General features: G+C 60.0%; 9 protein-coding genes. 8 read left to right on the plus strand and 1 reads right to left on the minus strand.

Translation table 11 applies throughout. The features are described from left to right. Positions 1-3: 3 nt before the first annotated feature. From ACA055_RS16685 to ACA055_RS16720, 8 genes are all read left to right on the plus strand, one after another. Entirely contained in the window at positions 4-1,872 is a 1,869-nt protein-coding gene (locus tag ACA055_RS16685; RefSeq protein WP_497679645.1) for an extracellular solute-binding protein, read from the plus strand. Continuing rightward, positions 1,872-2,933, plus strand: a complete 1,062-nt coding sequence (locus tag ACA055_RS16690) for a microcin C ABC transporter permease YejB (protein ID WP_497679646.1) — start codon at positions 1,872-1,874, stop codon at positions 2,931-2,933. Before ACA055_RS16685 ends, ACA055_RS16690 begins: the two co-directional genes overlap by 1 nt. Beyond that, entirely contained in the window at positions 2,933-3,955 is a 1,023-nt protein-coding gene (locus ACA055_RS16695) for an ABC transporter permease (protein WP_497679647.1), read from the plus strand. Before ACA055_RS16690 ends, ACA055_RS16695 begins: the two co-directional genes overlap by 1 nt. A gap of 27 nt (positions 3,956-3,982) precedes the next feature. Then, complete coding sequence (locus ACA055_RS16700; protein ID WP_497679648.1) at positions 3,983-5,557, plus strand: ABC transporter ATP-binding protein; 1,575 nt, start codon at positions 3,983-3,985, stop codon at positions 5,555-5,557. Positions 5,558-5,710: 153 nt separating this feature from the next. Further along, positions 5,711-7,126, plus strand: coding sequence for a sigma-54 interaction domain-containing protein (locus ACA055_RS16705; RefSeq protein ID WP_497679649.1), 1,416 nt, complete (start codon positions 5,711-5,713; stop codon positions 7,124-7,126). Positions 7,127-7,404: 278 nt separating this feature from the next. Next, positions 7,405-8,796, plus strand: a complete 1,392-nt coding sequence (locus tag ACA055_RS16710; protein WP_497679650.1) for a GntP family permease — start codon at positions 7,405-7,407, stop codon at positions 8,794-8,796. 7 nt (positions 8,797-8,803) lie between these two features. Beyond that, on the plus strand, positions 8,804-9,577 hold the full coding sequence (locus tag ACA055_RS16715) for a 3-hydroxybutyrate dehydrogenase (protein ID WP_497679651.1): 774 nt from the start codon (positions 8,804-8,806) through the stop codon (positions 9,575-9,577). A 148-nt stretch (positions 9,578-9,725) separates the two neighbouring features. Then, the gene (locus ACA055_RS16720) at positions 9,726-11,681 is read left to right on the plus strand and encodes an acetoacetate--CoA ligase (RefSeq protein WP_497679652.1); all 1,956 of its coding nucleotides are present in this window, start codon (positions 9,726-9,728) and stop codon (positions 11,679-11,681) included. Between the two features lie 50 nt (positions 11,682-11,731). Here ACA055_RS16720 and ACA055_RS16725 read toward each other — a convergent pair whose 3' ends face one another. Continuing rightward, the gene (locus ACA055_RS16725) at positions 11,732-12,841 is read right to left on the minus strand and encodes a PilT/PilU family type 4a pilus ATPase (RefSeq protein WP_497679653.1); all 1,110 of its coding nucleotides are present in this window, start codon (positions 12,839-12,841) and stop codon (positions 11,732-11,734) included. Positions 12,842-12,921 lie beyond the last annotated feature (80 nt).

The raw sequence follows: 12,921 nt of genomic DNA on the forward strand, positions 1-12,921 counted from the left end.
ACAATGCGACTCGCTTTCCCTACTTTGTTGTTCACTGCCGTGGCCCTGTTGTTGGGCGCCGCCGGTGTGAATGCTGCACCGCAACATGCATTGACCGTGTACGGCGAACCCGCCAAATACCCAGCGGGTTTCAGTCATTTCGCCTACACCAACCCACAGGCGCCCAAGGGTGGGACGATGCGTCGCTCGGCGATCGAAATCGGACACTTTGACCATATCCTGCCGTACATCGACAAGGGCATTGGCGTCACACAGATCGACGGCCTGCTCTACTCGCCCCTGGCCCAGCGCTCGCTGGACGAGCCTTACACCGTGTATGGCCTGGTGGCGCAGAAAATGGAGCGCGCCGATGACGGATTGTCATTGCGGTTCTACCTGAACCCCAAGGCCCGTTTCGCCGATGGCAAGCCGATCATGGCCGAAGACGTGCGCTACACCTTCGACTTGCTGATGACCCAGGGCAGCCTGCGTTATCGCACCCAGTTCGCCGACGTCAAAGGCGTCGAAGTGGAGTCGCCGCGGACCATTCGGTTCGACTTCAAGAACAACGAAAACCGCACCCTGCCCCTGGACATCGCGACCTTGCCAGTATTTCCCGAGCACTGGTGGAAGACGCGCGACTTCGCCGGTGGCGGCGGTTACGAGCCGCCGCTGGGCAGCGGCCCTTATAGAGTGGGCAAGGTAGATTCCGGGCGCAGCATTACCTTCGAACGCAACCCCGACTGGTGGGGCAAGGATCTGCCGGTCAGTCGCGGCCTCTACAATTTCGATCACTTCAGCATTGAGTACTTCGGCGATACCGACGTGGCGCGCCAGGTCCTGCGCGGCGGGGCCTATGACTACAACCGCGAGTTTTCCGCCACTGGTTATTCCATCGGCTATGACAGCCCGGCATTAAGTGACGGTCGTCTGCAGAAGGCTCATCTGGCAACACAAGCGCCGCAATCGGCCCAGGGCTTTGTGTTCAACCTGCAAAAACCGATGTTCCAGGACCGCCGGGTGCGCCAGGCCCTGGCCATGCTCTGGGATTTCGAATGGAGCAACCGGCAGATGATGCGCAATATGTATATCCGCCAGCAGAGCTTCTTTTCCAACACTGACCTCGCCGCCCGACATTTGCCGGATGCCGGCGAACTGGCGATTCTAGAGCCCCTGCGTGGGCAGATCCCCGACGAAGTCTTCACCCAGGTCTTCGAAGCGCCAAAAACCGATGGCAGCGGCTTGATTCGCGACAAACAGTTGCAAGCCCTTGACCTGCTCGAGCAGGCCGGGTGGAAACCCAAAGGCGATCAACTGGTCAACGCCGAAGGCGAGTCGCTGAGTTTCACCTTCCTGGTCAGCCAGAACGGCATGGACCGATTGCTGTTGCCGTACAAGCGCACCCTCAAGCAAATTGGCATCGACCTGAACATCCGCCGCATCGATTCGTCCCAGTACGTCAATCGCCTGATGAGCCGCGACTACGACATGATCGTGACCGGCTACCCGGTCACGACCTCGCCCGGGGGCGAACTGCTCAATTACTTCGCTTCGGTCTCGGCCAACGATCCCGGTGCCAATAACTACATGGTGCTGAAGAACCCGGCAGTGGACACTTTGATCACCGGGCTGATCCGCGCGACCACCCAGGCCGACATGCTGCGCTATGCCCACGCACTGGACCGGGTGCTGCAATGGAACTACTACTGGATTCCCAACTATTACCCGCCGGGCACCTCCACCGTGTGGTGGAATCGCTTCGGCATGCCCAACGAGCAGGCGAGCAATGATGAAGCCATCGAGAGCTGGTGGGAAACGAGCACCACGCCGCTGACCAACCAACAGATGACCGCCGAGCGAATACGCCGTGGCAAACCCGGAGGACCGCACTGATGTGGGCTTACATAGCGCGGCGCCTGCTGCTGATCATTCCGACATTGGTGATCATTCTTCTTGTCAACTTCATCATCGTCCAGGCCGCGCCTGGCGGGCCGGTGGAACAGGCCATCGCGCACTTGCAAGGCATTGGCGGGGCCAGTGTCGGCGGCGGTTCGGGCGATACCATGTCCAGCACATCCCGAGCCAGTCGCGGCCTCGATCCGCAGCTGATCAAGGACATCGAAAAACAGTACGGCTTTGACAAACCGGCACCGGAACGCCTGTGGCTGATGCTCACCAGCTACGCGCGCCTGGACTTCGGCAAGAGTTTCTTCCGCGGCGCCAGCGTCACCGACCTGATCCTGGAAAAGATGCCGGTGACCATTTCCCTCGGACTCTGGGCGACGCTGATTACCTACCTGGTTTCGATTCCGCTGGGCATCCGCAAGGCCGTGCATCACGGCAGCCATTTCGATATCTGGAGCAGCACCGCGATCATCATCGGCTATGCCATGCCGGCGTTCCTGTTTGCGATGTTCTTGATCGTAGTGTTCGCCGGCGGTACTTCCTTGAACTGGTTCCCGGTTCGCGGGCTGGTCTCGGACAACTTCGAATCGCTGTCGACGGTGGGCAAAATCGCCGATTACTTCTGGCACCTGGTGTTGCCAGTCACTGCGCTGGTGATCGGCGGGTTCGCCACGCTGACCATCCTGACCAAGAACTCTTTCCTCAATGAAATCACCCGCCAATACGTAGTCACCGCCCGGGCCAAGGGTTTGAGCGAACGCCGGGTGCTGTACGGCCATGTGTTCCGCAATGCAATGTTGCTGGTGGTGTCGGGGATTCCCCAGGCATTCATCAGCGTATTCTTCGCCGGTTCGCTGCTGATCGAAGTGATTTTCTCCCTCGATGGCCTGGGTCGCATGAGTTACGAAGCCGCGGTTTCACGGGACTATCCGGTGGTGTTCGGTTCACTGTTCATCTTCACACTGTTCGGGCTTCTGATAAAACTTGTCGGTGACCTCTGCTACACCCTGGTCGACCCGCGCATCGACTTTGCCGCGAGGAACGCCTGATGTTCAAACTCTCGCCGTTGGGCCGCCGCCGCTTCGAACGGTTCAAGAAAAACCGTCGCGGCTGGTGGTCGCTGTGGTTGTTTGTCGGCCTGTTCCTGCTGACCCTGGGTGGCGAACTGATCGCCAACGACAAACCGCTGATCGTCAGTTATCAGGGCTCGTTGTACTTCCCGGCATTGAAGCGCCATACCGAGCAGGAGTTCGGTGGGCAACTGCCGTTCCAGGCCGACTACCGCAGCGATTATGTACAGAACCTGATCCTCAAGGACGGTGGCTGGATGCTGTTCCCGCCGATCCCGTTCAGTGATGACACGCCCAACTATGACCTGAATAAACCGGCGCCAAGCCCACCCTCGAATGTTAACTGGCTGGGCACCGACGATCAGGCCCGGGATGTACTCGCCCGAGTGATATTCGGCGCGAGGGTGTCGATTCTGTTTGCCTTGATGCTGACCCTTGTCAGCGCCCTGATCGGGATTGCGGCCGGTGCCCTGCAAGGCTATTACGGCGGCTGGGTCGACCTGATTGGTCAACGTCTGCTTGAAGTCTGGTCCGGGTTGCCGGTGTTGTACCTGCTGATCATCCTGTCGGGTTTCGTCGAACCGAATTTCTGGTGGCTGTTGGGGATCATGGCGCTGTTTTCGTGGCTGGCCCTGGTGGACGTGGTGCGTGCCGAGTTCCTGCGCGGGCGCAATCTGGAATACGTCAAAGCCGCCCGTGCGCTGGGCCTGACCGATAGCAAAGTCATCGTGCGCCACATCCTGCCCAACGCCATGAACGCGACCCTGAGCTATCTGCCGTTCATTCTGACCGGGGCGATCTCGACCCTCACCGCGCTGGACTTCCTGGGTTTCGGCATGCCCGCCGGCAGTGCCTCTTTGGGCGAGCTGATCGGCCAGGGCAAGCAGAACCTGCAAGCGCCGTGGCTGGGGCTGACGGCGTTTTTCACTCTGGCATTGATTCTGTCTTTACTGGTGTTCATCGGCGAGGCGTTGCGTGACGCCTTCGATCCACGATCTTGATCCACGATTATGAAGCGGACCGTTGATATGAGTAGCAACCTGATCGAAATCCGTGACCTCAGCGTGGCCTTCAGCGGCCAGACGGTGGTGCGCAAACTGTGCCTGGATATCCGCCCTGGCGAATGCCTGGCGTTGGTGGGCGAGTCGGGTTCCGGAAAATCGGTGACGGCGCATTCGATCCTGCAACTGCTGCCCGAGACCGGTACCGAAACCACAGGCAGCATTCGCTATCGCGGCAACGAACTGCTCGGCGCTTCTTCCAAGGTGTTGCGAGAGTTGCGCGGCAACCGCATCGCGATGATTTTCCAGGAGCCGATGACCTCCCTCAACCCGCTGCACAGCATTGAAAAGCAGATTGGCGAAACCCTGCTGCTGCACAAGGGGCTGGCCGGCAAAGCGGCACAGGCGCGGATTCTCGAATTGCTGCACCTGGTGGGCATTCAGAAACCCAAGGAACGCCTCAAGGCCTATCCCCATCAGCTATCCGGTGGCCAGCGACAACGGGTGATGATCGCCATGGCCCTGGCTTGCGAGCCGGAGTTGCTGATCGCCGACGAGCCCACCACCGCGCTGGACGTGACGGTGCAACGCAAGATCCTGTTGCTGCTCAAATCCCTGCAAAAGCGGCTTGGCATGTCGTTGTTGCTGATCAGCCACGACCTCAATCTGGTGCGCAGCATCGCCCAGCGAGTGTGTGTGATGAAGGCCGGGGAAATCGTCGAACAGGCGCCCTGCGAGACGCTGTTTACCGAACCGAAGCATCCTTATAGCTGTGTCCTGCTGAACGCTGAGCCCGAAGGTGAAGCGCTACCCCGGGACGAACGGGAAAATGTGCTGGAGGTGGACAACTTGTCGGTGCAGTTCGCCCTCGGTGGCGGGCTGTTTCAGCGCAAGACTTACCTGCGCGCGGTGGACGGCATCAGCTTGAACATTCAGCGCGGCAAGACGCTGGGTATCGTGGGCGAATCCGGTTCCGGCAAATCCACGCTCGGCCAGGCGATCCTGCGCCTGCTCGACTCCGAAGGCAGTATTCGCTTTCAGGGTGAAGCGCTGGACGGACTGACGCAAAAACAGTTGCGGCCATGGCGCAAGAAAATGCAGGTGGTGTTCCAGGACCCTTACGGCAGCCTCAGCCCACGGATGTCCGTGGCGCAGATCATCAGTGAAGGCCTTGAAGTGCATAGCCAGTTAACTGCTGAAGAATGCAAGGCCGAAGTGATTCGGGCACTGGAAGAGGTCGGCCTCGACCCGCAAAGCCGCCATCGCTATCCCCATGAATTCTCCGGCGGCCAGCGGCAACGCATCGCCATCGCCCGGGCGCTGGTGCTGAAACCGGCGCTGATTCTGCTGGACGAACCCACTTCGGCGCTGGATCGCACGGTGCAAAAACAAGTGGTCGCCCTGCTCCGTCAGCTTCAGGAAAAACACGGCCTGACGTATCTGTTTATCAGTCACGACCTGGCGGTGGTCCGTGCCCTGGCCCACGACATGATCGTGATCAAGGACGGCAAAGTGGTGGAAAGCGGTGCCAGCCACGACGTGTTCGATTCGCCCCAGCATCCGTATACCAAAGAGCTGTTGGCGGCGGCGCATCCGGGGTAGGCATAATCCGCGTCACGAAGTTAGACCGCGTCGCGGCCTTCGCGAGCATGCCCGCTCCCACAGTGGGTTTGTGAACGACACAGATCAAGTGTGGGAGCGGGCTTGCTCGCGAAGAGGCCCGCACAGACACCTCACTTTCCGGACATGAAGCCCATGAACACCACCGAAAGCCTCAAGGACTACCAGCGCGTTCGCTTGCTGGCGATCCGTTCGTTGTTCGAGATCATTGAGCAGTCGAGTGAAGGCACGGTGATTGTCGATCGTGACGCGAATATCGTCTGGATGAACGAGCGGTATGCCCGGCGCTTTGGCCTGGAGTCGGCCGAAGTGGCAATCGGCAAGGCCTGCGAAAGCGTGATCCCCGGTAGTCTGTTGCGTGAGGTGGTGCGTACCGGTCGGCCGATTTTGCTCGACATGCAAGACACACCCAAAGAACCGCTGGTGGTCATGCGTTTGCCGATTCACGACGATGCCGGCGTGGTGATCGGTGCCATCGGTTTTGCGCTGTTCGACGAATTGCGCAGCCTGTCGCCGATGCTCAAGCGCTACATGAGCATGCAGGAAGAACTGGCGTCTACCCGCTCCCTGCTGCGAGCGCGGCAGACCAAGTACAACTTCGCCCACTTTATCGGCACCAGCGCGGCCAGCCTGGAAGTCAAACGCCGGGCGCGGCGCAGTGCCAGCGCCGAGTCACCGGTGTTGCTGCTCGGTGAAACCGGCACCGGCAAGGAATTGCTGGCCCAGGCGATCCACGGTGCTTCGCCGCGCGCCCACAAAGCGTTTGTCAGCATCAACAGCGCGGCGATTCCCGAGTCGCTGCTGGAAGCCGAATTCTTCGGCACGGTCCCCGGCGCGTTTACCGGCGCCGACCGCAAGGGGCGCGCCGGCAAGTTGCAGATCGCGCAAGGTGGTACGCTGTTCCTTGATGAAATCGGCGACATGCCAATGCCCTTGCAAAGCAAATTACTCCGCGTGCTGCAGGAAAAAGAATTCGAGCCGGTGGGCTCCAACGAAGTAATTCAAAGCGATGTGCGAGTGATCGCCGCGACTTCGACCGACCTGGAAGCGGCGATCAAACGCGGCGAGTTTCGCGCCGACTTGTATTACCGCCTCAACGTGCTGCCGATCCAGGTGCCGCCGCTGCGTGATCGCCTCGACGATCTGCCAGCCCTCAGCGAAGCGATCCTTGAGGAACTGCGCAGTCAGCATGAGCTGAACCGCGAGGCACTGGACCTGCTGGGCCAACATGCCTGGCCGGGGAACATTCGCGAACTGCGTAACGTGCTGGAACGGGCGGCATTGCTCAGTGATGACCTGATGCTGAATGCCGCAGACATTCGTGCGGCGATTGGCACGTTCACGCCGGTAGAGCGTGCGGCTCCGCTGGCCATGGAACGAGTTGGCCATGAGACGTTCAGCGAGGCTCGGGAGCGGTTTGATCGGCAGTTGATTGAAGCCACCCTTGCGCAATGCGGGGGGAAGGTGATTGAAGCGGCGGCGCGGTTAGGGCTGGGGCGGTCGACGTTGTACAAGAAGATGGTGGCATTGGGGATTGTCGAGTCTCAGTAAAGAGATACATGTCTCCATCAATAGACAGCCTTTAAAAGCTTCGCGAGCAAGCCCGCTCCCACATTCGACCGCGGTCAACTGTGGGAGCGGGCTTGCTCGCGAAGAGGCCATTCCAGCCAATAAATGTCTCCATATAGAGACAACAAGCTCCGACCCAGCTCAAAGAATCAAAATATATCCTTATATTTCAACAACTTAATCATCTGGCACGAAACCCGCTATAGCCCTCTCCCACCAAAGATCCACCCCTACAAAAATAACAATCCAGGAGACACACCATGAGTGTGATCATTGCCTTGGCAGCCCTCACGCTGCTGATGCTCGCGGCCTACCGTGGCTACAGCGTTATCCTCTTTGCCCCGATTGCCGCCCTCGGCGCTGTTCTGCTTACCGACCCTTCCGCCGTTGCCCCAGCCTTCACCGGGGTGTTCATGGAGAAAATGGTCGGCTTCATCAAACTGTATTTCCCGGTGTTCCTGCTCGGTGCGGTGTTCGGCAAGCTGATCGAGTTGTCCGGCTTCTCGCGCTCCATTGTCGCGGCAGCGATTCGTCTGCTTGGCACCCGTCAGGCGATGCTGGTGATTGTGCTGGTCTGCGCCCTGCTCACTTACGGCGGCGTATCGCTGTTTGTGGTGGTGTTCGCGGTCTATCCGTTTGCCGCGGAAATGTTCCGCCAGAGCAACATCCCCAAGCGCCTGATCCCGGCGACCATCGCCCTCGGCGCGTTCTCGTTCACCATGGACGCCCTGCCGGGCACCCCGCAGATCCAGAACATCATCCCCAGCACGTTCTTCAACACCACCGCCTGGGCGGCGCCGTGGTTGGGTTTGATCGGTGCGATCTTCGTGTTCTGCGCCGGCATGCTGTTTCTCCAGAGCCAGCGCAACAAGGCGCAGCGCGCCGGTGAAGGCTATGGCACCGAACTGCGCAACGAGCCGGAAACCGCTGCTGACATCAAACTGCCAAATCCATGGATCGCGCTGTCGCCGTTGCTGGCCGTAGGCATCATGAACTTGCTGTTCACCCAGTGGATTCCACAGTGGTATGGCAAGACCCACAGCCTCGCGCTGCCGGGCATGGCCGCGCCAGTGACCACCGAAATCGCCAAACTCACGGCCATCTGGGCGGTTCAGGCCGCCTTGCTGGTTGGCATCATCATGGTGCTGGCGTTAGGCTTCAAGGCGATTCGCGGCAGACTCGCCGAAGGCAGCAGAAGCGCGGTCAGCGGTGCATTGCTGGCGGCGATGAACACCGCATCGGAATACGGCTTTGGTGCGGTGATCGCTTCCTTGCCGGGCTTTCTGGTGCTGGCCGACTGGCTCAAGAACATTCCTAATCCGCTGGTCAACGAAGCGATCACCGTGACTCTGCTGGCCGGCATCACCGGTTCCGCCTCGGGAGGTATGAGCATCGCCCTGGCGGCGATGTCCGAGCAGTTCATCAGTGCCGCCAACGCCGCGAACATTCCGCTGGAGGTCTTGCACCGAGTCGCATCGATGGCCAGTGGTGGCATGGACACCCTGCCGCACAACGGCGCGGTGATTACCTTGCTGGCGGTCACCGGGCTGACTCACCGCGAGGCCTACAAAGACATTTTCTGTATTACGCTGATCAAGACCCTGGCGGTCTTTGTGGTGATCGGTATTTTCTACGCCACTGGCATTGTGTGAGGTTTTCATGACGACTCTTTCGGGCAAGACCGCACTGGTCACCGGTTCCACCAGCGGCATCGGTCTGGGGATTGCCCTCAGCCTGGCCAAGGCCGGGGCCAATTTGATCCTCAACGGTTTTGGCGACGCTTCCAAAGTGATTGCCGAAGTCGAGCAGTTCGGTGGCAAGGTTGGCCATCATCCGGCCGACGTCAGCAACCCTGAACAGATCGCCGAGATGATCGCCTACGCCGAGCGTGAGTTCGGCGGCGTGGACATCCTCGTCAACAACGCTGGCATCCAGCATGTTGCATCGGTGGAAGATTTCCCGGTGGAACGCTGGGACTCGATCATCGCGATCAACCTGTCATCGGTGTTCCACAGCACCCGTTTGAGCCTGCCGGGCATGCGCGCCAAGGGTTGGGGGCGGATCATCAACATTGCCTCGGTGCATGGTCAGGTCGGTTCGGTGGGCAAGGCGGCTTACGTGGCGGCCAAGCATGGGGTGATCGGTTTGACCAAGGTGGTCGGCCTGGAAACCGCCACGACGAATGTTACCTGCAATGCCATTTGCCCGGGCTGGGTGCTGACGCCGCTCGTGCAGAAGCAGATTGACGATCGCATCGCCAAGGGGACCGAGCCGCAGCAGGCGCAGCATGATCTGCTGGCGGAGAAGCAGCCGTCCCTGGAATTCGTGACGCCACCACAATTGGGCGAACTGGTGCTGTTTTTGTGCAGCGAAGCCGGTAGCCAGGTGCGGGGCGCGGCGTGGAATATAGATGGGGGGTGGTTGGCGCAGTAACTGGCTGGCTAGACCGCGTTATCGTTCTTCGCGAGCAAGCCCGCTCCCACAGGGTTGGTGTCGATCCAAAATCTGGCGCCAACCACAAAACCCTGGGGGAGCGCGGCTTGCTTGCGAATGGATCTGAAGATAGAAGAAGAGGCAAACCATGTCCGACATCTTGTGGCAACCCAGCGCCGAGCGCATCGGCAAGACTCGTATGGAGGCCTTCCGGCGCTTCATCAATCAGCGACACAACCTTGACGTCGCCGACTACCCCGCCCTGCATCAATGGTCCATCGACCAGCGGGTCGCCTTCTGGCAGGCCATCGTTGATTTCTTCGACATTCGTTTCCATCAGCAGCCCGATGCGGTGCTGGTGGAGGGCCCGCAAATGCCCAGCGCCCAGTGGTTTCCCGGCGCCACCCTGAACTTCGCCGAACACTTGTTGCGCCGGCGCGACGATGCCGTAGCGGTAGTGGCCGTCGGAGAAAACGGTCAGCGCGAACAACTGACCTGGGCGCAACTGGCGGAACACGTCGCCGGTTTCCAGAACAGTTTGAAAGCCGCCGGTGTCGGCATTGGCGACCGGGTGGCCGCGTGCATGCCGAACACCTGGCAAACCCTGGTGGCCATGCTCGGCACCACCAGCCTGGGCGCCATCTGGTCTTGTTCTTCGCCGGACTTCGGCACCCATGGCGTGGTCGACCGCTTCGGTCAGATTGAACCGAAGGTGCTGGTGACCTGCGCCGGTTACCGCTACGCCGGCAAAGATATCGACCAGAGCGCCAAGGTCAACGAAATTCTCCAACAGCTGCCGTCGCTGCAGCAGTTGATCATCGTGCCCTACGCGCGACCGGATGCACGCATCGAAGACTTCAGCACCCAGGCCGACGTGGCGCTGTGGGACGACTTTTACAGCCCTGGCGGCGAGCCGGATTTCACCCCCGTACCTTTCGCGCATCCGCTGTACGTTCTCTATTCCAGCGGCACCACCGGCGTGCCCAAATGCATCATCCACAGCACCGGCGGCGTGCTCTTGCAACACGTCAAGGAACACGGCCTGCACGTCGATCTTGGCCCCGGCGATCGTCTGTTCTACTACACCACTTGCGGCTGGATGATGTGGAACTGGCTGGTCTCGGCCCTGGCCGTGGACAGTGCCGTGGTGCTGTACGACGGCTCGCCGTTTCATCCTGACCCGGCGCGCCTGATCGACCTGATCGATGACGAACGCATCAGTGTGTTCGGCACCAGCCCAAAATTTCTCGCGACCCTGGAAAGCCAGGGCGTCAAGCCACGGCAAAGCCACGACCTGAGCAGTCTGAAAACCCTGCTGTGCACCGGTTCTGCGCTGTCGCCCCAAAGCTATGATTTCGTCTACCGCGACTTCAAGACCGACCTGTGCCTGGCCTCGATGTCCGGTGGCACCGACATCGTTTCCTGCTTCGTCAACGGCAATCCGTTTTCGCCGGTGCGTCGCGGCGAAATGCAGGGCAAGAGCCTGGGCATGGCGGTCGAAGTGTGGAACGACGAAGGTAAGCCGGTCATCGGCGAAAAAGGCGAACTGGTCTGCACCCGGCACTTCCCGGCGATGCCCATTGGCCTGTGGAACGACCCCAGCGGAGAAAAACTGCGAGCGTCCTACTTCAGCCAGTTCCCCGGCGTCTGGGCCCAGGGCGATTACGCCGAACAACTGCCCCATGGCGCGATGATGATCCACGGGCGCTCGGACGCGGTACTCAATCCCGGCGGCGTGCGCATCGGTACGGCGGAAATCTACCGTCAGGTGGAAAAAGTCCCGCAAGTGTTAGACAGCGTGGCCATCGGTCAGCAATGGCAGGACGATGTCCGGGTGGTGCTGTTCGTCCGTTTGCGTGACGGGGTCGAACTGGACGCGGGACTTGAACAGCAGATTCGCCAGGTCATTCGTGCCAATACCACGCCTCGTCATGTGCCGGCGAAGATTGTCCTGGTGACCGATATTCCGCGGACGATCAGTGGCAAGGTGGTTGAGCTGGCGGTGAGGAATGTGGTGCATGGGCAGAAAGTGAAAAACACCGATGCCTTGGCCAATCCCGAGGCGCTGGAGCAGTTTCGCGACCGTCCTGAACTCCGTGATTGACGCAGATCAAATGTGGGAGCGGGCTTGCTCGCTCCCACAATGGGTATGCATCAGTCCATTAGGCCCCAATCACCCGGCGGCGCATGGGGACCGGGCGACGCTTCGGCATGTAGCTTGAGCCGCAAGCGCAAATTATTGACCGAATCCGCATGTTTCAGCGCCTCGTCCTCATCAATCGCACCCTCGACGACCAGTGCGAAAAGCGCGCAGTCGAACGTCTGCATCCCCAGTTCCAGCGACTTTTCCATGATCCCCTTGAGTTCGGAAAACTCATTACGCCGAATCAGATCGCCAATGGTCGGCGTTCCCAGCATCACTTCCACTGCCGCCCGTCGCTGGCCGTCTCGGGTCCGCACCAAGCGTTGGGACACGAAGGCCTTGAGGTTGTTGCCCAGGTCATGGAGCAGTTGCGTGTGGCGCTCTTCGGGGAAGAAGTTGATGATCCGGTCCAGCGCCTGATTGGCGTTGTGCGCGTGCAAGGTAGAAATCACCAGATGACCGGTATCGGCAAATGCCAGCGCGTGTTCCATGGTCTCGCGGTCGCGAATTTCGCCGATCAGCACAACATCCGGCGCCTGGCGCAGGGTATTTTTCAAGGCAGCGTGAAAACTGCGGGTATCGACGCCGACCTCGCGCTGGTTGATGATCGACTTCTTGTGCCGATGAATGTACTCGACCGGGTCTTCGATGGTGATGATGTGCCCGCAACTATGACGGTTGCGGTAATCGATCAAGGCCGCCAGCGAGGTAGACTTGCCCGAGTCGGTGGCGCCGACGAACAGCATCAGGCCTTGTTTGAGCATCACCGTTTCGAGCAACACCGACGGTAACTTGAGGTCTTCGAAACGGGGAATGTCGAGTTTGATGTTACGCACCACGATCGACACATCATTGCGCTGCTTGAAAATATTGACCCGAAAGCGCCCGACCCCGGCCAAAGAGATCGCCAGGTTCATCTCCAGTTCCCGCTCGAACTCCAGACGCTGTTCGGCATCCATGATGGACCCGGCAATGGCCGCGATTTCCCCCGGTTTGAACGGCTCATCGGCCAGGGGTTTGAGCACACCGTCGAACCGCGCGTTGGGTGGCGCGCCGGTTGAAAGATAAAGATCGGAGCCTTCCCGACTGGCCAAAAGCCTTAACAGCGCATCGATTTCCATGGCAAAAATCACCCGCGAAGCATTCAATGAAAAAACATGACCCAAAATGGGTCATCCAGCGTCTACCGCCCTGCAAGGAT

The organism is Pseudomonas sp. LBUM1657, assembly GCF_059716075.1.